General features: G+C 65.9%; 21 protein-coding genes, 1 pseudogene and 1 riboswitch. Of the genes and pseudogenes, 8 read left to right on the top strand and 14 right to left on the bottom strand.

The genetic code is table 11. The annotated features are described in order from the left end of the window. Positions 1-77 precede the first annotated feature (77 nt). A complete protein-coding gene (locus OHZ10_RS20965) occupies positions 78-1,322 on the bottom strand; it encodes an NADH:flavin oxidoreductase/NADH oxidase family protein (protein WP_174993363.1) in 1,245 nt (414 codons plus the stop codon). A gap of 77 nt (positions 1,323-1,399) precedes the next feature. On the opposite strand from OHZ10_RS20965, the gene OHZ10_RS20960 reads away from it, so the two are divergent. From OHZ10_RS20960 to OHZ10_RS20950, 3 genes are all read left to right on the top strand, one after another. Next, a complete protein-coding gene (locus OHZ10_RS20960; RefSeq protein WP_059237712.1) occupies positions 1,400-1,858 on the top strand; it encodes a MerR family transcriptional regulator in 459 nt (152 codons plus the stop codon). A 107-nt stretch (positions 1,859-1,965) separates the two neighbouring features. Next, entirely contained in the window at positions 1,966-2,661 is a 696-nt protein-coding gene (locus OHZ10_RS20955; protein WP_342705693.1) for a hypothetical protein, read from the top strand. 156 nt (positions 2,662-2,817) lie between these two features. Beyond that, a complete protein-coding gene (locus OHZ10_RS20950) occupies positions 2,818-3,138 on the top strand; it encodes a DUF1330 domain-containing protein (protein ID WP_059240824.1) in 321 nt (106 codons plus the stop codon). Between the two features lie 28 nt (positions 3,139-3,166). Here OHZ10_RS20950 and OHZ10_RS20945 read toward each other — a convergent pair whose 3' ends face one another. After that, entirely contained in the window at positions 3,167-4,003 is an 837-nt protein-coding gene (locus OHZ10_RS20945; protein ID WP_059237714.1) for an NAD-dependent epimerase/dehydratase family protein, read from the bottom strand. Between the two features lie 71 nt (positions 4,004-4,074). Between OHZ10_RS20945 and OHZ10_RS20940 the strand changes: the two are divergent. After that, positions 4,075-5,178, top strand: a pseudogene (locus tag OHZ10_RS20940) (LacI family DNA-binding transcriptional regulator). 72 nt (positions 5,179-5,250) lie between these two features. Here the strand turns inward: OHZ10_RS20940 and OHZ10_RS20935 are convergent. Next, positions 5,251-6,543, bottom strand: coding sequence for an MFS transporter (locus OHZ10_RS20935; RefSeq protein ID WP_059237716.1), 1,293 nt, complete (start codon positions 6,541-6,543; stop codon positions 5,251-5,253). 317 nt (positions 6,544-6,860) lie between these two features. Here OHZ10_RS20935 and OHZ10_RS20930 point away from each other — a divergent pair, with 317 nt between their 5' ends. Together OHZ10_RS20930 and OHZ10_RS20925 are read left to right on the top strand one after the other, a co-directional pair. Further along, positions 6,861-8,330 carry a DNA-3-methyladenine glycosylase 2 family protein gene (locus OHZ10_RS20930; protein WP_342705692.1) on the top strand — a complete coding sequence of 490 codons (1,470 nt, stop codon included), beginning with the start codon at positions 6,861-6,863 and terminating at the stop codon, positions 8,328-8,330. Then, a complete protein-coding gene (locus OHZ10_RS20925) occupies positions 8,327-8,860 on the top strand; it encodes a methylated-DNA--[protein]-cysteine S-methyltransferase (RefSeq protein ID WP_342705691.1) in 534 nt (177 codons plus the stop codon). The genes OHZ10_RS20930 and OHZ10_RS20925 overlap by 4 nt, the downstream gene beginning before the upstream one ends. A gap of 13 nt (positions 8,861-8,873) precedes the next feature. Here the strand turns inward: OHZ10_RS20925 and OHZ10_RS20920 are convergent, their stop codons facing one another. Continuing rightward, positions 8,874-9,692: a helix-turn-helix transcriptional regulator gene (locus OHZ10_RS20920; protein ID WP_342705690.1), complete on the bottom strand. Its 819-nt coding sequence runs from the start codon at positions 9,690-9,692 to the stop codon at positions 8,874-8,876. 77 nt (positions 9,693-9,769) lie between these two features. On the opposite strand from OHZ10_RS20920, the gene panB reads away from it, so the two are divergent. Beyond that, complete coding sequence (gene panB / locus OHZ10_RS20915; RefSeq protein WP_342705689.1) at positions 9,770-10,618, top strand: 3-methyl-2-oxobutanoate hydroxymethyltransferase; 849 nt, start codon at positions 9,770-9,772, stop codon at positions 10,616-10,618. Between the two features lie 24 nt (positions 10,619-10,642). On the opposite strand, the gene OHZ10_RS20910 is transcribed toward panB, so the two are convergent. Continuing rightward, positions 10,643-11,134, bottom strand: coding sequence for an Lrp/AsnC family transcriptional regulator (locus tag OHZ10_RS20910; protein WP_059237721.1), 492 nt, complete (start codon positions 11,132-11,134; stop codon positions 10,643-10,645). A gap of 155 nt (positions 11,135-11,289) precedes the next feature. On the opposite strand from OHZ10_RS20910, the gene glmS reads away from it, so the two are divergent. Then, positions 11,290-13,119, top strand: a complete 1,830-nt coding sequence (gene glmS / locus OHZ10_RS20905; protein WP_174993356.1) for a glutamine--fructose-6-phosphate transaminase (isomerizing) — start codon at positions 11,290-11,292, stop codon at positions 13,117-13,119. A gap of 57 nt (positions 13,120-13,176) precedes the next feature. On the opposite strand, the gene OHZ10_RS20900 is transcribed toward glmS, so the two are convergent. The 9 genes from OHZ10_RS20900 to OHZ10_RS20860 form a co-directional block, all read right to left on the bottom strand. Further along, a complete protein-coding gene (locus OHZ10_RS20900) occupies positions 13,177-13,533 on the bottom strand; it encodes a hypothetical protein (RefSeq protein WP_155627230.1) in 357 nt (118 codons plus the stop codon). A 42-nt stretch (positions 13,534-13,575) separates the two neighbouring features. Further along, positions 13,576-13,679, bottom strand: a riboswitch (SAM-I-IV-variant riboswitch). 174 nt (positions 13,680-13,853) lie between these two features. After that, positions 13,854-15,206 (bottom strand): sensor histidine kinase, encoded by a 1,353-nt coding sequence (locus OHZ10_RS20895; RefSeq protein ID WP_059240828.1) that lies wholly within the window; start codon positions 15,204-15,206, stop codon positions 13,854-13,856. A gap of 48 nt (positions 15,207-15,254) precedes the next feature. After that, positions 15,255-15,929 carry a response regulator transcription factor gene (locus tag OHZ10_RS20890; RefSeq protein ID WP_059237729.1) on the bottom strand — a complete coding sequence of 225 codons (675 nt, stop codon included), beginning with the start codon at positions 15,927-15,929 and terminating at the stop codon, positions 15,255-15,257. Between the two features lie 8 nt (positions 15,930-15,937). Continuing rightward, positions 15,938-16,759: a MipA/OmpV family protein gene (locus OHZ10_RS20885; RefSeq protein WP_425394792.1), complete on the bottom strand. Its 822-nt coding sequence runs from the start codon at positions 16,757-16,759 to the stop codon at positions 15,938-15,940. A 179-nt stretch (positions 16,760-16,938) separates the two neighbouring features. Beyond that, positions 16,939-18,027 carry a porin gene (locus OHZ10_RS20880; RefSeq protein WP_059237730.1) on the bottom strand — a complete coding sequence of 363 codons (1,089 nt, stop codon included), beginning with the start codon at positions 18,025-18,027 and terminating at the stop codon, positions 16,939-16,941. Positions 18,028-18,224: 197 nt separating this feature from the next. Beyond that, positions 18,225-18,560: a Rieske (2Fe-2S) protein gene (locus OHZ10_RS20875; protein WP_059237731.1), complete on the bottom strand. Its 336-nt coding sequence runs from the start codon at positions 18,558-18,560 to the stop codon at positions 18,225-18,227. A gap of 3 nt (positions 18,561-18,563) precedes the next feature. Continuing rightward, positions 18,564-18,875 carry a YciI family protein gene (locus tag OHZ10_RS20870; RefSeq protein WP_059237732.1) on the bottom strand — a complete coding sequence of 104 codons (312 nt, stop codon included), beginning with the start codon at positions 18,873-18,875 and terminating at the stop codon, positions 18,564-18,566. Between the two features lie 63 nt (positions 18,876-18,938). Further along, entirely contained in the window at positions 18,939-20,006 is a 1,068-nt protein-coding gene (locus tag OHZ10_RS20865; RefSeq protein ID WP_174993352.1) for a maleylacetate reductase, read from the bottom strand. 7 nt (positions 20,007-20,013) lie between these two features. Further along, positions 20,014-21,480 (bottom strand): aldehyde dehydrogenase family protein, encoded by a 1,467-nt coding sequence (locus OHZ10_RS20860; RefSeq protein WP_342705687.1) that lies wholly within the window; start codon positions 21,478-21,480, stop codon positions 20,014-20,016. Positions 21,481-21,491 lie beyond the last annotated feature (11 nt).

Here is a 21,491-nt window from a genome sequence, read left to right as displayed (position 1 = left end):
CAACGTGCCGGCCGGCACGGGCGCGGCGGCGTGCCGGTCAGTCTCCGGCATCGCCGCTGCCACCCCGCCTTCGTGCCTCACGCCCCCGTGCCCGCCGCACGCCCCGCCATCCACTTCCGGTAGCGGCGCGTCTGGCACTGCGCGACCAGTTGCTGCCGCACCAGCGCACGCAGCGGCGACACCTGCGGGTGCGTACGCCGCCCTTCGCTGAGCCGCGTGAGCTGGAACTTGACGACGGCCATGTTGGCCAGCGCGCCCAGCGCCTTGTTCTTCCAGCGGATCGGCTGCAGCACCGGTGCGCTGTCCTTGCCCGCGCGCCAGTCGCGCGGCAGGTTCGGGTCGATCGACAGCGCGGTCGCGATGCCGACCATCGCCACGCCGCTGTTCACGACCTGCTCGGCGACCGCACGACGCCGGATCCCGCCCGTGACCATCAGCGGCATCCGCGCGACGGCCGTGATGTCGCGTGCGAATTCGAGGAAATAGGCTTCACGCGCCAGCGTGCGCCCGTCGCGGGCTTCGCCCTGCATCGCCGGCACTTCATAGCTGCCGCCCGACAGCTCGACGAGATCGACGCCGAGCGGATTCAGCAGCTCGACCACACGCTTCGCGTCGTCCGCGCTGAAGCCGCCGCGCTGGAAATCGGCCGAGTTCAGCTTCACCGCAACGACGAATTCCGGCGACACCGTTGCACGCACCGCCTTCACGATATCGAGCAGCAGGCGCGCGCGATTCTCGACGCTGCCGCCCCACCGGTCCTGCCGGCGGTTCGTCAGCGGCGACAGGAACTGGCTCAGCAGATAGCCGTGCGCCGCGTGCACCTGCACACCGGTGAAGCCGCTTTGCTCCGCGAGTTGCGCGGCGCGCACAAAGCGCTGCTGCACGTCGCGAATATCGGCTTCCGTCATCTCCTTCGGCACCGGGAACTGCTTCGACAGCGCGCCGAGCGCGAGCGGCACGGCCGACGGCGCGAGCGTCGTCTGGCCGAGCGCGGCCTGCATCTGGCGCCCCGGATGGTTGATCTGCATCCATACGTGCGCGCCGCCCGAGCGGGCGATTTGCGCCCAGCGGCGGAAGCGGTCGAGCTGCGCGTCGTTTTCGAGCACGACGCCGTTCGGCCCCGTCATCGCACGGCCGTCCACCATCACGTTGCCGGTCAGGATCAGGCCGACCTGGCCGTCGGCCCACGCCTGGTACAGGCGCAGCAACGCGTCGGACGGTGCGTGGTCCGCATCGGCCATGTTCTCTTCCATCGCGGCCTTGGCCAGACGGTTCGGAATCACCGCCCCGTTGGGCAGTGTCAGCGGCGCAAACAGATTCATGGTGGACTTCCTCGATTGACGATGCCCAACGATAACTTTAAAGTCAACTTTAAGGTCAAGCCCTTTTGGAGCACATCATGAAAATCGGCGAACTGGCTAAGGCGAGCGGCCTCGCGGCGTCCCGCATCCGCTTCTACGAAGCGAGCGGCCTGCTCGAACCGGCCCGCCGCCAGGCGAACGGCTACCGGGAATACGGGCCGGAAGCGTTGACGCGGCTCGCGATCATCGATCGTGCGCAGCGCGCGGGCTTCGCGCTCGACGAAATCCGCGCGGTGCTGCCGCCCGATCTCGGCGCGTGGCCGCGCGACGAACTGCTGGTCGCGCTGCGGCACAAGGTCGACGAAATCGCGCTGCTCGAGCGGCGTCTCGTACAGAACCGGCAGCATCTGGAAACACTGATCGACGAAATCGAGAACAAACCGGCGGGCGAGGATTGCGCGGGCGCCGCGCAACGGATGCTCGACCGGCTGTGCGAGCAGGCCAGCGAACCGCTTGAACCCGCGCCCGTCGTGCGGCCGGCGCGCAAGCGGGCGTGACTGACTGCACGGCGTTCCCCATCGATCGATCAACCCGCGCTGTGGCGAGACGCGTCGACGCAAGCGCGCCGGCTTCCGCTGCGCCCCCTCATGACCGCCCTATCCGCATGACGATTCCCCGTATCCGAGGATTTTCCATCGCCGCGCTACTGACGTTCGCCATCGGCAGCACCTTTGCAGCGACGTGCGACGACACGCATTCGTCGATCCGTTGCCCGGACACCCCCGATCTGCCGGCCGACATCGTCGCGCAGTTGCCCGCCGGCTACGAAGCGCTGGATGCCGCGTCGGGGCGACTGACCGACGGCACCCGCAACGGGTACGTCGTCGTCGCGCATCAGCCCGGCGATTCGATGAGTACGCCTTCGCCGCGGCCGCTGCTGATCTTCCTGCAGGGCAAGGACGGGCACTACCGGCTCGCGGCGCGCAACGACACCGTGATCATGAAAGCCGACGAAGGCGGCATGGGCGACCCGTATCTCGATGGCGTCGCCGACAATGCGCTCACGGTCGAGCCTCGCACGTTCACGGTCGAACAAGGCGTATTCGCAGGCCGTAACCACTGGCGCGACCGCGTGACGTTTCGCTACGAGGCGGCGCATCGCACGTGGATGTTCCATCGCGAAGTGTTCCGGAACTGGCGATTCAACGAGAACCCGGATGGCGATGCGCTGAAAGCCGACCCGGTGCGCGTCACGCGCGCCGATGCGGCGAAGGCCGTCGCGTTCGACGCGTGGCGGCCGAGCGACTGGTGCGATGCCGCCGAACGGCGCGACAGCGATCCGGCGTGCCGCAAGCATTGACGGCGCGCGGGCGGCGACGGTGCGTGCCGGTCGCTTGAAGTGCGCTGCGGCACGACTGTCCGGATTTGCCTACGTCGCAGGTAATCGACGCGCGCCGCCCACACCGCGATCATGGCGCCATCGATTCACGAACCGCAGCACGCCCAGGAGCCCGCCGTGACCGCCTATGCCATCGCCCACCTGCACGACGTCGACATGTGCGACGACATCGTTGAGTACCTCGAACGCATCGACGGCACGCTCGCGCCGTATGACGGTCATTTCGCGATTCACGGCGCGCGGCCGGAAGGTCGCGAAGGCGTGTGGCGCGGCGACCTGATCGCGATCGCGTTTCCCGATCTCGACACGGCGCGCGCATGGTACGACTCGGATGCGTACCGGCAGATCCAGCCGCTGCGCGCCCGGCACGCGAGCGGCCCGCTGATCCTGATCGACGGCGTCGACGAACGGCACAAGGCGACGGACGTCCTGCGCTGAATCGCGACGCCGGCGAGGCCGGCAACGCTTACGACGCGTTCCGCTCCATCGGCTCGCCGACCACGAAGCCGCCGCCCTGGAACCGCTGCGCGGGATCGTCGTACTCGGCGGTCGGCGCCGTCACCGGGAACAGCCCGGCAAACTGCTCGGAGCTGTCGCGCGGGCGGAAGCCGAGGAAGCCGGCCTTCGTGTTGTCCCACCACTTCACCGGGTTGTCCGACGCGCCGTAGACGATCGCGTGCCCGACACGGTTCGTCAGCAGCGAGCAGCGCACCAGCTCGATGAAGTCGCGATAGCTGAGGAACGTGACGAGCATGCGCGGATTCTTCGGCACTTCGAACGACGAGCCGATCCGCAGGCACACCGTCTCGATCCCGAAGCGGTCGAAGTAATAGCGCGACAGCGATTCGCCGAAGCACTTCGTCACGCCATACAGGCTGTCGGGGCGCAGCGGCGAATCGGCGTCGAGCACTTCGGTGACCGGATGGAAACCGATCGCATGGTTCGAGCTTGCGAACACGACACGCTTCACGCCGTGCTTGCGCGCGGCTTCGTACAGGTTGTACGTGCCGGTGATGTTCGCGCCGACCAGATCGTCGAACGGCGCATCGACCGAAATGCCGCCGAGGTGGACGATCGCGTCCACGCCATCGACGAGCGCCATCACGGCCGGGCGATCGGCCAGGTCGACCACGCGGATTTCTTCATGCGCGGCCGCGTCGTCCAGCGCCGCGATGTCGCTGACGCGTACGACGTCGGCCCAGTCGGCGAGCGCGCCGCGCAACTGGCGGCCCAGGTTGCCGGCCGCGCCCGTCAGCAGCAGGCGCCCGAACGGTTTGCGCGCGGCGGTGGATGAGGCGTTCATCGAATCTCCTTGAATCTGACCAAAATCGGAAAACGTTTTCCAACTATACGCGGTGGTGCGGCCGAACGTCAATGGTCGAACCCGTTCTCAGCCATCCGCACTTTCCCGATATCGACGGCTGGCCGCGCACCGGCTTTTTCTGACACAATCCGGCGTAATAGAACGAAAACGTTACCCTTCCGATGAAAAAAGTTTCCCCGACGATCCGCGACGTGGCTGCGGAAGCCGGCGTGTCGGTCGCGACGGTATCGAAGTACGTGAACGGCACGCAGCGCTTCTCGCCGACCGTCGAGGCGCGGCTCAAGGAATCGATCGAGCGTCTCGGTTACCGTTCGAACCCGCTCGCGCGTTCGATGATCACCGGCCGCACGCGCACGATCGGCCTCGTGATCCTCGACATCAGCAACCCGCACTTCACGAACGTGGTGAAAGGCGCGAACCGCGTCGCGCTGCAGCACGACTACACGCTGCTGCTCGTCGATACCGAAGAGAGCCAGGCGCGCGAACGCTCGCTGATCGAAGCGCTGGCGCAGCGCGTCGACGGCCTGATCGTCAGCACGCGGATGCCCGACGAGGAAGCCGGCTGGATGCTCGACCTCAACAAGCCGCTCGTGCTGCTGCGTCGCAGCCCCGGCCTGCCGATTCCGAGCGTCGGCATCGACAACCGGCTGTCGACCTACATGCTCGCGCGTCACCTGCTCAATCTCGGCCACACGCGCATTGCCTATCTCGGCTTCGGCACCGCGCGCGTGAACGACGAGCGGATCCAGGGCGCGCGCGACTGCCTCGCCGAAGCGGGGCTCACGCTCGACGTGCACGATGCGCATGCGCCGACCGCCGAAGCCGGCGAGCGCGCATGCTCGCGCGTGATGCTCGGGCCGCAGCGTCCGCAAGCGGTGATCTGCTACAACGACCTGATCGCGCTCGGCTTCATGAAGGAAGCGGCATCGCTCGGCTTCCGGCTGCCGCAGGACGTGTCGGTCGCGGGCATCGACAACGTGCCGTACGGCGAATACGCGGCGCCCGCGCTGACGACCGTCGACATCCAGAGCGAGAACATGGGCGAGCTCGCGATGCAGAAGCTGATCGACGCGCTCGCGGGACGCACCGATGCGAGCTATTCGACGTTCGAGCCGCGGCTGATCATGCGTGCATCGACGGCATCGGCCGGCTGATCGCGCGCCCGCCGCGCGCGCCGAAAGAAAACGCGCCGCCCGAGGGCGGCGCGTTCGTTTGCCGGGACGCCATCAGGCGTCGAGTTTCGCGGGCTTCATCTTCGGCGTGAGCACGTGCATCACGGCCAGCGCGATCAGGTAGGCCGACGCGCCGATCGCGAACAGCACCCAGTAGTGGCCCGTGCGCTGCAGCACCTGGCCGATCACTTCCGAGAACAGCACGCCGCCGATCGAGCCGGCCATCCCGCCGATGCCCACCACCGACGCCACCGCACGGCGCGGGAACAGGTCGGACGCCGTCGTGAACAGGTTCGCCGACCAGCCCTGGTGCGCGGCGGCGGCGAGGCCGACGATCAGCACCGCGGGCCACAGGCTCTGCACCTGCGACACGAACGCGATCGGCAGCACGCAGCATGCGCAGATCAGCATCGCCGTCTTGCGCGCGCCGTTCACGCTCCAGCCTGCGCGCAGCAGCATCGACGACAGCCAGCCGCCGCCGATGCTGCCGACCGTCGTCAGCGCGTAGATGCAGACGAGCGGCAGGCCGATGTGCTGCATGTCCATCCCGCGCGACTCGTTGAGCCACTTCGGCAGCCAGAACAGGTAGAACCACCACACCGGATCGGTCAGGAACTTGCCGATCAGGAATGCCCACGTCTCGCGCTTGCGGATCAGCTCGCCCCAGCGCGGCGCGCCGGCGTTCGCATTCGCGGCATCGAGCGCTTCGGCTTCGTCGCGCGGCTCGTCGTACTCCGCGGCGAGCGCACGCGTGTCGGCCTGGCGATAGAGCACGAGCCACACCGCGAGCCACACGAGGCCGATCGCGCCGATGATCACGAACGCCGCGCGCCAGCCGTAGGCCACCGCGATCGCCGGGATGATCGCCGGGGCGAACACCGCGCCGATGTTCGCGCCCGAGTTGAAGATGCCGGTCGCGAGCGCGCGTTCGCGGCGCGGAAACCATTCGGCCGTCGTCTTGATCGCGGCCGGGAAATTGCCGCCCTCGCCGATCCCGAGCAGCGCACGCACGAACGCGAAGCCCGTCACCGAGCCGACTGCCGCATGCAGCATCGCGGCGATGCTCCACACCAGCATCGCCACCGCGTACGACACGCGCGTGCCGAGCCAGTCGACGATGCGCCCGAAGCCAAGCAGGCCGAGCGCATAGAACGCGGAAAACGCCATCACGATGCGGCCGTACTGCACCTGGCTCCAGCCAATGTCGTGCTGGAGCATCGGCGCGAGCAGGCCGAGGATCTGCCGGTCCATGTAGTTGATGACGGTCGCGAAAAACAGCAGCGCACAGACGGTCCAGCGGTAGCGGCTGGCGGCTGCGCGCACGGCGCCGACGACGGCAGATTGCATGAATGTCTCCGATGCGCGGCCGCGCCCGTCGCGCCGCACGGTATTCGTTGACCGGCGACCGGCGCCGGGGTGGGCGGCCCGCGCTGACGCACGGGTCGGTTCACCCACCAATCTGGAAAACGTTTTTCAAAGGATAGGGCGTCTGCCGGCGCCCTGTCATTCGGGGATTTCGATGAGTCATCTCAAATGGGTCACCGCAAAAGAGACGACTGTTTCGCAGATTGGCATTAACCGTTTTTCCCGGATTTTCCCGACACGCGCGCGGGAGTGCGGTCGCCCATTCACATGTCCGATTCCAGCCAGAATCCGGCGCGGGGATGGTTTACAGTCGTCGCATGCGCCTCGATCCCGACACCTGCTACGACGCCCTGCTTTCGCGGAACCGCCGCTTCGACGGCTGGTTCTTCGTCGGCGTGGCGACGACCGGTGTGTATTGCCGCCCCGTTTGCCCGGTGAAGCCGCCGAAGGCGCAGAACTGCAGCTACTACCCGACCGCCGCAGCCGCCGAGAAAGCCGGGTTCCGGCCCTGCATGCGCTGCCGCCCCGAACTCGCGCCCGGCCACGGGCTGCTCGACCTGTCCGGCAATCTCGCCGACGCAGCCGCCTCGCTGATCGAGGACGGTTTCCTGAACGCACATTCCGTCGACGCGCTCGCGCAGCGCGTCGGCGTGACCGAGCGGCATCTGCGGCGGATCTTCGGCGCGCAATTCGGCGTGTCGCCGGTCGAGTTCGCGCAGACGCACCGGCTGCTGATGGCCAAGCGGCTGCTGACCGATACCGCGCTGCCGGTGGCCGTCGTCGCGTCGACGGCCGGATTCGGCAGCGTGCGGCGCTTCAACGACCTGTTCCGCCAGCGCTATGGCCTCAACCCGCTGCGGCTGCGCAAAGGCGCCGGTGCATCGGCCGACGGCGACATGACGTTCCCGCTGCCGTACCGGCCGCCATTCGCGTGGGACGACCTGATGCGCTTTCTGGCGCAGCGGCAGATCGACGGCGTCGAGCGGATCGATGCGCAGGGTTATGCGCGTGTCGTCGACATGCCGGACCGGAACGACGGTGGCCGCGTGACGGGCTGGCTATCCGTCGCACACGTGCCGCAGCGCTTCGCGCTGGCCGTCACCGTGTCGCGCGCGCTGACGCCGGTCGTCCCGGCCGTGCTTGCCCGCGTGCGGCGGCTGTTCGATCTCGACAGCCGGCCCGACGTGATCGACGCGCATCTCGGCGATCTCGCGAGCGGCTCGCCGGGCCTGCGGGTGCCCGGCGCGTTCGACGGCCTCGAGATCGCGATTCGCGCCCTCGCAGGCGAGCGGCTTGCGGCGGCGGATGCGGGTACGCCGGCGCCGGCACGCATTGCAGAACGCTTCGGCGCCCCGGTCGAAGGCGCGCCGCCGGGCCTCACGCACGCGTTGCCGTCCGCTGCAACGCTGGCCGCCCTGCCGCCTTCGGCCCTCGAAACCATCGGCATCAAGCGCGATACGGCACGGGCAATCGTGTCGCTCGCACGCGCAGTCGACGACGGCACGCTCGCACTCGAACCCATGGCGCCGCTCGATCCAACGCTCGCCGCGCTGCGCACGATGCCCGGCTTCGACGAACGCGCGGTGCAGTACGTCGCGATGCGTGCGATGGCCTGGCCGAATGCGTTCCCCGCCGACGATGCGTGGCTTCCCGCACGCGCCGAACGCGCGACCATGCCATCATCTGCGCCGCATGCGGCGCGCTGGGCGCCGTGGCGCGCGTATGCCGCACTGCATGTGTGGCGCCTTCATGGAGATGCAGCGCGATGACTCCCGCTCACCTGATTCCGAGCCCGCTGGGCGACATCGCCGTGCGCATCGAGGACGATGCGCTGACGGGCCTCTACTTCGTCGGCCAGAAATACTTTCCGCCGGTGGCGATCGTGACCGATGCCGAAGCGCTCGCGAGGTCGCCGGTCGCATGCAAGGTCGCGGAAGAAATCGCCGAATACTTCACCGGCACGCGCAACACGTTTTCGGTGCCGATCCACCTGCGCGGCACCGCGTTTCAGCGACGCGTGTGGAAGGAGCTGCTCGCGATTCCGTTCGGCGAACTCGTGTCGTACGGCGACATCACCGAACGCGTCGGGTTGCCGATGAGCGGCGCGCGCGCCGTCGGCGGTGCGGTCGGCCGCAATCCGGTATCGATCATCGTGCCGTGCCACCGCGTGGTTGGCGCGTCGGGCAGCCTGACCGGCTACGCAGGCGGCATCGACCGCAAGCGTGCGCTGCTGTCGCTCGAAGGCGCCGGGTTCTCACGCGGCGCCCATCATCCGGTTCAGCAGGCGCTCGCATTCTGATACGTGATGCGCATCACGCGCTCAACACGGGCCGGCGCGCTTCACGCTTCGCATATGCGCCGGGCGTCGTGCGGAATTTTGCCTGGAACAGCGCGATGAACGACGACGTCGAGTCGTAGCCCAGTTGCGCGGCCACCGTGCCGATCGGCTCGCCCGCATCGAGCAGCGGCAGCGACGCGATCAGCCGCACGGCCTGCCGCCATTCGGTGAACGACAGCCCCGTATCCTGCCGGAACAGCCGCGACAGCGTGCGCCGCGTCGCGCCGACCTGATGGCCCCATTCGTCGAGACTGCGCGTATCGCCCGGCGCGGCATGCAATGCCCGCGCGATTTTCAGCAGGCGCGGATCGCGCGGCAGCGGCACCGTCAGCGGCGCCGGCTGCATCCGTGCGATCCGGTCGGCGATCAGGCACACGAGTGCGCCCTCCGGCCCCGCCTCGTCGTAGTTCACCGGCAACTCGCCCGTCGCGATCACCAGCTCGCGCAACAGCGGCGTCATGCAGAGGATCGTGCAGTCGTCGTTCACGTCGTCGCGCGCGATCGCGGCGTCGAGATACAGGCTGTGGAACGCGACGCAATCGCGCGTCGACACCGCATGCGGCACGTGCGGCGGAATCCACATCGCATAGTGCGGCGGCAGCAGATGCCGGCCCGACGGCGTCGACACCTCGAGCACGCCGCTCGTCGCATACATCAGCTGGGCCCACGGATGGCTGTGCGCGTCGACGCTCACGTTGCCGGGGATCCCGAACGCGCGCACGTACAGCGGCCTCGGCAGGCGCGCCATCGGCGGCACCGCGTAAGGGTCACCCGATTGTCCCGCCAGCAACATAAGACGTCCTCCGAAGGTCATTGCACGAACGAACGCGATGCTACCGTGGCGGCTCTTCTTTTACACGGCTTCCGTTCATGAGCGCTCACACCCGCACCACCCGCAAGACCGTCACCGCGATCCGTTCGACCAAAGGCATCGGCAGCCTCGTGTCGCTGACCGCGTATTCCGCGCCGATGGCGAAGCTCGTCGATGAAGTGGCCGACGTGATCATCGTCGGCGACTCCGTCGGCATGGTGCTGTACGGGATGCACGATACGCTGCGCGTCACGCTCGACATGATGATTGCACACGGTGCGGCCGTCGTGCGCGGCGCCGCGCAGGCGTGCGTCGTCGTCGACCTGCCGTTCTCGACGTTCCAGGAATCGCCCGCGCAGGCCTATCGCTCCGCCGCGCGGCTGCTCGCCGAAACCGGCGCGCAGGCCGTGAAGCTCGAAGGCGGTACCGAGATGGCCGACACGATCCGCTTCCTGACCGATCGCGGCATTCCGGTGATGGCGCATGTCGGCCTCATGCCGCAGCAGGCCAACGCGACGGGCGGCTTCCGCGCGCAGGGGATGGATCCGCGTTCCGCTACGCAGGTGTTCGACGCCGCGTGCGCGGCCGAGCAGGCCGGCGCGTTCAGCGTGGTGATCGAAGGCACCGCCGAAGCGCTCGCGCGCCACCTGACCGACACGCTGACGATCCCGACGATCGGCATCGGTGCATCGCCGGCATGCGACGGGCAAGTGCTCGTGACCGAGGACATGATCGGCGCGTTCGATGCGTACACGCCGCGCTTCGTGAAGCGCTATGCCGATGCGAATGCGGTGATGCGCGACGCGATCCGGCAGTACGCGCACGACGTGCGGGAGCGCGTATTTCCGGAGCCCGCGCATTGCTTCGGGTACGGCAAGCCGCTGCAACTCGCAGACGCAGCCGCGTGATGCGCGACGAACGACGCGGTTACGTCACGTGCGCTTGCGCATCGCATGTGCGACCCGCGCGTTCGCTTCGAATTTCGCGCGATGCGTCGAGAAGAACGTCCGCACGTTGCGGACGTTCGATGCACCGGTGAACAGCCGCCGCGCGAATTCGTCGTATTCGGCGACGTCGGCCAGATCGGCCACCACGACGAAATCGGGCCCCGGCGACACGCGGTAGCACTGCGTGACGGCAGGCTCCGCACAGACGTACGTTTCGAACGCGTCGTAGTCTTCCGCCGTCTGCCGGTCGAGGCTGATCTCGATCAGCGCGGTGACAGCCGTGCCGATCGCGACCGGGTCGAGCACCGCGACCTGCCGGCGGATCACGCCGGCTTCCGTCAGCCGCCGCACGCGGCGCATGCAGGTAGGCGGCGACGACAGCGCGCGCTCGGCCAGTTGCAGGTTCGACACCGACGCGTCGTCCTGCAGGATCGCGAGGATGCGCAGGTCGAGATCGTCGAGGGTGATGCCGGCCATCGGCGGCTCCTTCCGGTCAGGGTGTGAAATTTAATTTCAACATGATAGATGATCATCCTTACGTTTCATTCATCGTTGAATTTTGAAATTTAATTCCATTTGACAGGTTCTACCATCGCTCTCACGGGTCCAGACGGACATTTACGGAGCGCGATATGTGTGGAATTGTCGGGGCGGTCGCCCAGCGGGACATCCTGCCGAACCTGGTCGACGGCCTGAAGCGGCTCGAATACCGCGGCTACGATTCGTGCGGCGTCGTGGTCTACCGCGACCGGGCGCTGGCGCGCGCCCGCAGCGTCGATCGGGTCGCCAACCTGCAGCGCGAGATCGCCGAGCATGCACTGTCGGGTTACACGGGGATCGCCCATACGCGCTGGGCCACGCATGGCGCGCCTGTCACGCTCAACGCGCATCCGCACTTCTCGCCGAGCGACGCGAACGCGCGCATCGCGCTGTCGCACAACGGCATCATCGAGAACTGCGATCAACTGCGCGCGGAGCTGCAGGCGCACGGTTATGTATTCGCGAGCCAGACCGACAGCGAGGCAATCGCGCATTTGATCGACCATCTGTACGACGGCGACCTGTTCGATGCGGTCCGGCATGCGGTGGCGCGACTGCGCGGCAGCTATGCGATCGCGGTGATGTGCCGCGACGAGCCGCACCGGATCGTCGGCGCGCGCGACGGGATGCCGCTCGTGGTGGGCGTCGGTGAAGGCGAAAATTTCCTGGCGTCCGATGCGATTGCGCTGTCGGGCATCACCGATCGCATCGCATATCTCGAGAACGGCGACGTCGCCGACATTCAACTGCATCGTTACTGGATCGTCGATGCGGCCGGCCAGCGCGTCGAGCGCGCGGTGCAACGTGTCGCCGCGCATAGCGGCGCGGCCGATCTCGGGTCGTACCGCTACTACATGCAAAAGGAGATCTTCGAACAGCCGCAGGCCGTGGCCGATACGCTGCTCGATGTTTCGTCGATCATGCCCGAGCTGTTCGGCGACGGTGCGTGGCGTGTGTTCAATGACGTCGATTCGGTGCTGCTGCTCGCGTGCGGCGGCAGTTATCACGCGGCACTGACCGCGAAGTACTGGATCGAGAGCATCGCGAAGCTGCCGGCGAGCGTCGAGATTGCCAGTGAGTATCGTTATCGCGACGGTGTGCCGAATCCGCGCACACTGGTTGTCGCGGTGTCGCAGAGCGGCGAGACGGCGGATGTGCTCGGGGCGGTGCATGTCGCGAAACGCAGCGGGATGACGCATACGCTCGCGATCTGCAACGTCGCGACGAGTGCGTTGATGCGCGAATGCGCACTGCAGTTCGTGACGCGTGCGGGGATCGAGATCGGGGTCGCTTCGACGAAGGCATTCACGACGCAGCTCGTTGCGTTGTTCCTGCTGACCTTGTCACTGGCGCAGGTGCGCGGGCGGTTGAGCGACGACGAGGAGAAAGCGCATCTGCGCGCGCTGCGGCATCTGCCCGATGCGATGTCGAAAGTGCTCGCGCTGGAGCCGCAGATCATGGCGTGGTCAGAGTTGCTCGCACGACGCGACAACATGCTGTTTCTCGGGCGCGGGATGCATTATCCGATCGCGCTGGAAGGCGCGCTGAAGATGAAGGAGATTTCCTATATTCATGCAGAGGCTTATCCGGCGGGCGAGTTGAAGCATGGGCCGCTGGCGCTCGTGAGTAACGAGATGCCGGTGATTGCGGTTGCGCCGAATGACATGCTGCTTGAAAAGCTACGGTCGAACATGCACGAGGTGAGTGCGCGGAATGGACGGCTGTTCGTGTTCGCGGATGTGGACTGCGGGTTGGTGCCGAGTGAGGGGATCGAGGTGATTCGGCTCAATGAATACTACGGGCCGTTGTCGCCCATTTTGCATACGGTGCCGATGCAGCTGCTCGCGTATCACGCTGCGCTGGCGCGGGGGACGGATATCGACAAGCCGAGGAATCTGGCGAAGTCGGTGACGGTGGAGTGAGGGGGGCGTTTCCTCTCCCCGCTTTCAGCCGATACACCGACAACGCAAACGCCTCGCCTAACGCCCGCTCGCCGATGCATGTTCGGACGCAACCGACCCCGCCCGCACGAAATGATGCTCCACCTTCGTGCGCAGCACGCCTTCAAGCGCAGCAAGCCGTTCACGCAATCGCACCGCCTGCCTTTCCGTCATTTCACCGAGAACGATCTTCTGCTCGAGAACATCGCCACAGCGCGTGATGGCCCAACGATCGACCGTCGCCGTTTCCCCTTCGAGTACGGCCGCCGCGGTCGAGACGATGCCCGGATTCCGTCTCGATACGAGATGGACGGTATGCGTCAACGTGAAACCGGGAAGGAATTGCGACCAGTCTTCACAGACTGCCGGGCGGGAAGCGGAGGAAACTTGGCTCATGGTTGCTCCGGATAAGTGATTACCGAACCGGTGCCAGCCATGCTGCTCCCGTTTCGTTGCCGTAAATCGGCCGCATCGCCTCAGAGGCGTCCACCTTGCCCGGGAGGGCAGGTTGGCGTCGGAGAATCCGACTCTGGATGCTTGACTTCTCACGTTCGACATTTCGAACGTTGATTCATTATATCGAAAAAACGACGTCGGGCAAGTGGTCTGTGAAAAGCAACCCTTCAGCGGGACAGGTCCACTCTTCCGGCCCTCGCACCAGGGGAGCCCACGGACCTTCGCGCCTTGCATGAGGGTCGGAATCCCTTCATCACGGCCTAAAACCACACACTGAACCGCGTCCCCGTCGCCAGCACATCGACCGTCAGTTTCCATTGATGGGCCACGGCAATCTCCTTGCAGATGGCCAGCCCGAGACCGGCACCGTCATACCGCGAATCAGGCGCCCGCCAATATCGGTCGAAGAGCCGCGGCAGATGCTCCCGCTGAATGCCCGGCCCTTCATCGTCGATATGGATCGCCTTGTCGAGAACGGTCAGCACGACAACGCCGTCCGACGGCGACGCATTAATCGCATTCTCGAGAATGTTCTTGAGCAGGATGAACAGCGCTCCGCCATCCGCCCGAATCGGTGACGCAGCGTCGCGTGCTTCGATATGGAGCTTCACCTGCTTCGCATCGGCCTTGCCGGCCAGCATGCTCACGACGTCGCGCGCGACTTCGGCGCCGTTCACGTCGCCAAAGCAGAAGTTCTGCGCTTCGCTGACTTCGGCCAGATGCAGCAGTTGCTTGACCTGCCGCGCCATCAGGTCGATCTCGCGAAGCAGAAGCGCCTTCTGCCGGATGTCGGGCTGCAACTCGATCTGGCCTCTGACCAGCGTGAGCGGTGTCTGCAGCTCATGCGCGGCGTCGGCCAGAAACTGCTGCTGAACCGCGAAACCGTTCTCGAGCCGCGTCAGCGCATCGTTGAACGCATCGATCAGCGGCTTGATCTCGCTGGGAATGCCGTCCGAAGACAAGCGCGTCTTCAGGTTGCGCGGCTCGATGCCCCTCGCGGCACGCGATACTTCCCGCAACGGCTTCAGCACGCGGCTGATCGTCAGCGGCAGCGTCAGCCCGAAGATGATGGTTGCAATGACGAGCACATATGCGACGGTCTTCGGTATCGGATCGATTCTCGACATGATGAGCGCATCGACGAGCTGCCTGCTTTGCGCCACCTGCACGTAATAAACGACGCGCCCGTTCGATCCGCGCTGCGTGGCGATCGCATACGCGTTGCCGTCGATCGTGGTGGGCAGCACCTTGCCGGCCGCCTTCGCGAGATCTTCCGTCAACCACGGTCGATCGCCGCTCGACGGCACCGAGGCCAGCAACAGCTTGCCCGTCGCGTCGAGCACGCGATACTTCACCTCGGTCGGCAAGAGCCGGAACATCAGCGCCGGACGCTCGCCCAATCGCACCGCTACCGGACGCCCATCGGCGTCGAAGCTCAACCCCGCCTCGATATGACGGATGCTCTCCATCTGCTGCCGCCGCCCGAAGAACTCCGGATATCGATCGAGGACATGCGCGGAAACTGCGGCCAGCAGCGCCAGGCTGATGGCGAACGCAACGACGTTGGTCACCCACAGACGCGTCGACAGGCGTCGAATCCAATGATGGAACATGGTCAGTTTCTTACCCTGAAGCAGCAACGAGCGAGACGCGGCGAATCGTCATGCATCCCGCAGCGCGAAGCCGGCACCGCGGATATTGGTCAGCCGCATCGTCGCACCGATTGAAGCCAGTTTCTTGCGCAAGCGGTGCACGGTCACCTCGAGCGCGTTCGGCGTGACCGCCTCCCCGAGCCCCCAGGCGGCATGCTCGAGTATCGAATGCCGGACGGTCCGGCCGGCGGCTTCGATCAGGCACAGCATGACCTGCAGCTCGGCCGGCGCAAGCAGCACCGTCCGGTCGCCGCAGCGCATCGCGCGCTGGGGCGGGTCCACGCTCACATCCGCGAACGACGCGACGAGCGTCGTCAGCAACGCCGGACGCCGCATCAGCGTGCGCACGCGGGCGACGAGCTCGCTCATTTCGAACGGCTTGGTCACATAGTCGTCGGCCCCGCTTTCGAGCCCGTCGATGCGGTCGTGCAGCGCGTCGCGCGCCGTCAGCATCAGGCAAGGCGTCATGCGCCCTGCCGCGCGCAGCGTCCGCAGGAACGCCAGCCCCTCTCCGTCGGGCAAGCCACGGTCGATGATCAGCAGCGCGTAGTCGGCCCGGTCGACACCGTAGGTGGCTTCCCCTACATTGCCGAACCGGTCGGATTCGATTCCCGCAGCGGCCAGCGCCTGGGACAACAGGTCGGCGAGGCGCTCATGATCCTCGACAATCGCCACTCTTGGCATACTCGCACTCACTTGAACCGATACATGTAGCCGACCCTGGCTTCGGGAACGAACCGTCTTCCGACGATCGGGCTGTCGGTGATGGCGTCGCCGAGACGCGACACGCCAACGTCCACAAAGATCGTCTGCTGTTTTGTCGGCCGGTAGTCGATACGCGTGCCGGCCGACACGTTCACGGTCGAACCCGCGCTGTAGGCTGCGCGCCCGGCGCGCGCCTCCGATGGTCGCACGCCGTAATAGTAGTCGACGTATTTGTCGCTCAGCCATTCCACGCCGACATGCGGCGCAACCGAGAATTGGCCGAAAGCAAACGCCTTCTCGAAGCCGATTTTCGCGCGCTCGCCCTTGTTTCCGCCGAACAGGAAGGTGCCCGACAACGTGCCGAACCCGGTGCCCCATGACAGAGCAGGCCCGTACCAGAACGCGCCCTTGCGATTTTCCATGCCGTTCAGGATCGGGGCGTCCGAGCCCTTGTAGCCGTCGAAGATCGAGAACTGGCCACGCAGCGCGACACTGACCCCGCTCCAGCTACCGATTTTCAGGTCGGCCGTGGTACCGATGGCCTGGACCCATTTGTTGTCGAAATAGACCAGCGGAAACGGCAGCACGCGGCTGCTATCGCCCTGGTAGACCGACGGCTCAATGCCGACTCCGGCACCCAATCCCCAATGCGTCACGTTGGTCGCGTTATTGAGTATGGTCAGCCCCGAATGATCGGCATCGGGCGGGATCATACTCTCGTCGGCCCAGGCGGAAGCGGACGACAATGCGAATGAGGCGGCAAGCAGCAACAACGGACGTTCGCGGTGGAAGGTGGTTTTCACAATCATTTTCCTGGAGTCGACGATCGAAACGGGGGCTACTGTAGGACCAGTCGACTTACCGCTCACTTACCAGGAAAAATATCGTTGCGTTGCGGACTGTGCGGAGAATTTCGGCGATGGGGAATATCGACGCAGGGCGAGCATGTGTCGCCCTGCGTGCTTGAAGAACGCGGCGCGACACGCCGTCAGAACACGGTATGCAACCCGACCCGCGCCACGGCCTGACTCGCCGAACTTGAAGCACCGTTCGGATCCAGCACGCCATTCACCTGCGCGTTCGCGCCGCTGTTCGCCCGCTGATAATCCGCCGACACGTACACCATGGTCCGCTTCGACAACAGGTATTGAAGCGCCATGCTGATCTGATGCGCGTGGTTGTTGCTCACCGCTTCATTGCCCTTCATGTACATGTATTTCGCGCCCAGAACGACATCCGGCCGGATCCGCCACAGACCGCCGGCTTCGGCCATCCACACGCCGGCATCGTTGAACGAGTTGTGCACGGTCGTCATCAAGGCCTTTGCGGCAACGACACCGAAGTCGTAGTGCATCCCGACGCCCCAGTTACGCACGCTGGTCGACGGCACGCCCGGCGCCGGGCCGTACTTCTCGTTCGTATAGGCCGCCCCCACGCCGAACGGCCCGAGTTCATAGTTCACCCCGGCACTGACGGCGTTGTCCGCGCCGACCGAACCGGCCACGCCGCCGAACGCATACATCACGCCGCCGGACAAGCCCGCGACCGTCGGCGAACTGTATTTGACGGCGTTCGCGATCGGCTTGCTGCCTGCGGTGCGGTCCCAGTCGAACGCGCCGGTCGGGTTGTCGGGAAGCGCGAGACGTTGGAACGGGCCGTTCCGGAATCCGTACAGCCCGGAAATGTCTCGCGAAATTGCATTGCCCTTCGAAAAGAGCGAATCCACCATGAAGTCGTATTGATTCCCCAGCGTGATGCTGCCGAACCGGTCGCTATCGATGCCCACGTAGGCGTTGCGCCCGAAAATTCCGGTCCCGACGATGCTGCCGTTCGCCATCGAGAACTGGTTCACGAGCGCGAATGTTGCGTGGTACCCGCCACCGAGATCTTCGGTACCGCGAAAGCCGAAGAGATTGGGCGCGTAGATGCCGTCGTCGAACTTGACGTTCTTTCCGCCGCCCTCGTTGCTGACATACGAGATGCCGGAGTCGATCAGACCGAACATCGTCACACTGCTCTGCGCCCACGCGCCTTGCGCGACGGCAAGAACTGCGAATACGCCAAACCTGAGTTTCATGTTGTCTCCGTCTTTTTTATGGAAATACGCGTCCGTCGCCACACTGGGTGGCGCTTGCCCGCTTGTTGCTTCGTGAAAAATCGCCTGGATTCAGGCAGCTACATCAACATCGGAAATATGATTAGTTTTACTTATTTATAAACACGACAATCCGCACAAGAACCGGCTTCAAACCCGCCTGGATCCAAACCCGTGAATCAAGCGCCTCGATAGATGACCCAAGCCGTGGAATCCACTTCGACCGCGACGGTTTCCAGTCCGGCCCCCGTGCAGGGCCCGTCGATACACACGCCGTCATCGAAGCGAAACAGCGCGCTGTGATGCGCACACATCAGCACCTGCGACCGATAGCAGGAAACATCGCCCGGCACGAAATCGAGCGGCACGGAGAAATGCGGGCACCGATTCACATACGCCCATACTTGCTCGCCACGCCGCACCACGATGACGGGACGTCCGATGCAGGCTTCGTCGACCACGCGCGCGCCGCCATCAGGCACCTCGGACACGCGGCAGAGTCGTTTCGCTTCCATCGCTCACACCCGTTGCTCGGGGTTGCCGAGGCTCCAGTCCCACGGACGCACTTCCACGTGCGAGAACAGCCCTTCCTTCACATACGGGTCGTTTCCGACGAACTGCATCACCGCATGAAGGTCGTCCGCCTCGACGACGAGCAGCGTTCCGTTCATCGCGTCGCCGTGCGGGTCGAGCGTCGGCCCGCCGAGCCGCACGTACACGCCGTGCTCGGCAGCCGAGCGCAGATACGTCCTGTGAATCGGACGCACGCGGTCGCGCACGTCGCGCATACCGGGCTGGTCCGTCGCAAACACCGCGAAAAATCGAGCCATGACGATCAGCTCCGGTCGATGAGGTCATTCATCACGTCTTTCTCCGTTGGCGCATCCGGCCGCTCAATGCGGCGCGCGCCCGTCCCATGCGTCCTGAAGCAACGCACGAATCGCCGCGCGTTCGATCGGCCGGGGATTGGCATAGGGGTTCTTGCACGCGAGGTCGGCCGCTTCGTCGAGCCCTTCCCGAGGCATTCCGATTCCGGCGAGCGCCGGCGCGATGCCAAGCTGCTCGTTCAGCCTGAACAGCAGCGGGCCGGCGTCGGCCGCATCGGTCCCGCCCAGCGCCCGCGCAACGCGGCGTAGTGCATCAGGCGCCGCGGCATGGTTGTAATGTGCGGTATGCGGCAACATCGCCGCGTGCGTCTGCGCGTGCGGCAGGTTGAACGTGCCGCCGAGCGTGTGACAAAGCTTGTGGTGCAACGCCATGCCGACCGCGCCGAGGCAGGTCCCGGCAAGCCACGCACCATACAGCGCGCGGCTGCGCATCGTCCGATCCTCCGGATCGCGCACCACCGCGGGCAACGCTTCGCCAAGCGCGCGAATCGACTCTTCGGCCATCAAGCTGATCACCGGGTTCGCGTCTTCCGCATAGAGTGCCTCGACCGCGTGCGCCATCGCATTGACGCCCGACGCCGCCGAGATGCCCGGCGGCAGCGACAACGTCAGCGACGGGTCGTAAATCACGGTACGCGGCAGCACGCGCACATCGCGCCCGGTGCGCTTCAGCCGGCCTTCGGTGATCCCGTAGATCGGCGTCATTTCCGAGCCCGCGTAAGTCGTCGGCACGGCCAGGATCGGCAGCGACGATTCGAGCGCAATGGCCTTGCCCAGCCCGATCGTCGAGCCACCGCCGATCGCGATGCAGCAGTCCGCGCCCAGCGCGGCCGCCATCTCGCGCGCGGCACGCGCGACTTCGACCGGCACGTGCATGACGGCCTGCGCGCATACGCCCGCCGCACGCTCGCCCAGCACGCTCTTCACGCGATCGGCGAGATGCCGCTGTTCGGGCGTGGACAGGATGAGCGCGCGACGGGCGCCGAGCGTCGACAGTTCGTCCGGCAACTTGTCGAGCGCCCCCCATTCGAATACCACGCGCGAAGGGGTGCCCTGATAGACAAAGCGCTCCATGAGAGCCTCAGCGCTTGAAATGCGGCGGCACGTTGCCGTCGACGTTGACCCACACCGAACGTGCTTCCGTGTAGTCGTGCATGGCCTCGAAACCCATCTCGCGGCCGTAGCCCGACTTGCCGACGCCACCGAACGGGCTGCCGGGATTGACGCGCTTGTAGCAGTTGATCCAGCACATGCCCGCGTTGATCTGCGACGCCATCTTGTGCGCACGCGAGAGATTCTGGGTCCAGAGGCCGCTGCCGAGCCCGTATTCCGTTGCGTTCGCAATCGCGAGCGCTTCTTCATCGCTGCCGAAACGCAGCACGGTGACGAACGGACCGAACACTTCCTCCTGCGCGACACGATCGGCTGCGCTCCTGGCCTCGATGATCGTCGGGCGCACGTAGTAACCATTGGCGAGCGCCGGATCCTGCGGCGCGCTGCCGCCCGTCAGCACGCGGCCACCCTGCTCGCGCGCGACGTCGACATACGACAGCACGCGGTCGAGGTGCTGCTTCGACGTGAGCGGCCCCATTTCCGTATTCGGATCGAGCGGATTGCCGATCCGGATCGACGACGCGAGCGCGACGAACCGCTCGAGGAACGCGTCCGCGATGCGTTCGTGCAGCACGAGCCGCGAACCCGCGATGCACGCCTGCCCCTGATTGTGAAAGATCGCCCACGCAGCGCAGTTGATCGCCGCGTCGAGATTCGCATCGTCGAACACGATATTGGCGCCCTTGCCGCCCAGCTCCAGCTGCACGCGCTTCAGGTTGCCCTGCGACGCTTCGACGATCCGGCGGCCGGTCGCCGTCGAACCGGTGAACGCGATCTTGCCGACGCCCGGATGTTCGGCGAGCCGCTGGCCCGCCGTATGCCCGTAGCCGGGCACGATATTGACGACGCCCGCAGGGAACCCGACTTCGGCCATCAGCTCGACGATGCGCAAGGTCGACAGCGGCGTGATTTCCGACGGCTTGAGCACCACCGTATTGCCAGCGGCGAGTGCCGGGCCCATCTTCCAGCTCGTGAACATCAGCGGGAAATTCCACGGCACGATCTGGCCGACGACGCCGATCGGCGCACGCTGCACGTAATTCAGGAAACCGGTCTCGACCGGAATCACCGAGCCTTGCAGCTTGTCGGCCATGCCGCCGAAATAGCGGAAGCAGGCGGCCGTACGCGGCACGTCGAGCGACCGCGAATCGCGAATCGGGTGGCCGGTGTCCAGCGATTCGAGCTGCGCCAGCGCCTCCGCGTTGGCTTCGATCGCGTCGGCCAGGCGCAGCAGCAGACGGCCGCGTTCGGCCGCCGGCATCGCCGACCATTTGGGAAAGGCGCGCGTCGCGGCTTCGACGGCCAGATCGACGTCCGCCGCGGTGGCCGCCGCGATCTTCGTGATGACGGAGCCGTCGTGCGGGTTCAGCACGTCGATCGTGCCGCGGTCGACGGCGTCAACGAAGCGCCCGTCGATGAAGAGTTGGGTTTGCATGAATCGTCCTC

The organism is Burkholderia arboris, from assembly GCF_038723655.1.
GTDB classification, from domain to species: Bacteria; Pseudomonadota; Gammaproteobacteria; order Burkholderiales; family Burkholderiaceae; genus Burkholderia; species Burkholderia arboris.
This window is presented reverse-complemented; position numbering and strand designations above follow the sequence as displayed.

What these genes read in the sequence shown, in the direction of transcription:
- OHZ10_RS20965 (WP_174993363.1), bottom strand. Translation starts at nt 1,322, where the DNA reads ATGAATCTGTTTGCGCCGCTGACACTGCCCAACGGGGCGGTGATTCCG.
- OHZ10_RS20960 (WP_059237712.1), top strand. Translation starts at nt 1,400, where the DNA reads ATGAAAATCGGCGAACTGGCTAAGGCGAGCGGCCTCGCGGCGTCCCGC.
- OHZ10_RS20955 (WP_342705693.1), top strand. Translation starts at nt 1,966, where the DNA reads ATGACGATTCCCCGTATCCGAGGATTTTCCATCGCCGCGCTACTGACG.
- OHZ10_RS20945 (WP_059237714.1), bottom strand. Translation starts at nt 4,003, where the DNA reads ATGAACGCCTCATCCACCGCCGCGCGCAAACCGTTCGGGCGCCTGCTG.
- OHZ10_RS20935 (WP_059237716.1), bottom strand. Translation starts at nt 6,543, where the DNA reads ATGCAATCTGCCGTCGTCGGCGCCGTGCGCGCAGCCGCCAGCCGCTAC.
- OHZ10_RS20930 (WP_342705692.1), top strand. Translation starts at nt 6,861, where the DNA reads ATGGTTTACAGTCGTCGCATGCGCCTCGATCCCGACACCTGCTACGAC.
- OHZ10_RS20925 (WP_342705691.1), top strand. Translation starts at nt 8,327, where the DNA reads ATGACTCCCGCTCACCTGATTCCGAGCCCGCTGGGCGACATCGCCGTG.
- OHZ10_RS20920 (WP_342705690.1), bottom strand. Translation starts at nt 9,692, where the DNA reads ATGTTGCTGGCGGGACAATCGGGTGACCCTTACGCGGTGCCGCCGATG.
- panB (WP_342705689.1), top strand. Translation starts at nt 9,770, where the DNA reads ATGAGCGCTCACACCCGCACCACCCGCAAGACCGTCACCGCGATCCGT.
- OHZ10_RS20910 (WP_059237721.1), bottom strand. Translation starts at nt 11,134, where the DNA reads ATGGCCGGCATCACCCTCGACGATCTCGACCTGCGCATCCTCGCGATC.
- glmS (WP_174993356.1), top strand. Translation starts at nt 11,290, where the DNA reads ATGTGTGGAATTGTCGGGGCGGTCGCCCAGCGGGACATCCTGCCGAAC.
- OHZ10_RS20900 (WP_155627230.1), bottom strand. Translation starts at nt 13,533, where the DNA reads ATGAGCCAAGTTTCCTCCGCTTCCCGCCCGGCAGTCTGTGAAGACTGG.
- OHZ10_RS20895 (WP_059240828.1), bottom strand. Translation starts at nt 15,206, where the DNA reads ATGTTCCATCATTGGATTCGACGCCTGTCGACGCGTCTGTGGGTGACC.
- OHZ10_RS20890 (WP_059237729.1), bottom strand. Translation starts at nt 15,929, where the DNA reads ATGCCAAGAGTGGCGATTGTCGAGGATCATGAGCGCCTCGCCGACCTG.
- OHZ10_RS20885 (WP_425394792.1), bottom strand. Translation starts at nt 16,759, where the DNA reads ATGATTGTGAAAACCACCTTCCACCGCGAACGTCCGTTGTTGCTGCTT.
- OHZ10_RS20880 (WP_059237730.1), bottom strand. Translation starts at nt 18,027, where the DNA reads ATGAAACTCAGGTTTGGCGTATTCGCAGTTCTTGCCGTCGCGCAAGGC.
- OHZ10_RS20875 (WP_059237731.1), bottom strand. Translation starts at nt 18,560, where the DNA reads ATGGAAGCGAAACGACTCTGCCGCGTGTCCGAGGTGCCTGATGGCGGC.
- OHZ10_RS20870 (WP_059237732.1), bottom strand. Translation starts at nt 18,875, where the DNA reads ATGGCTCGATTTTTCGCGGTGTTTGCGACGGACCAGCCCGGTATGCGC.
- OHZ10_RS20865 (WP_174993352.1), bottom strand. Translation starts at nt 20,006, where the DNA reads ATGGAGCGCTTTGTCTATCAGGGCACCCCTTCGCGCGTGGTATTCGAA.
- OHZ10_RS20860 (WP_342705687.1), bottom strand. Translation starts at nt 21,480, where the DNA reads ATGCAAACCCAACTCTTCATCGACGGGCGCTTCGTTGACGCCGTCGAC.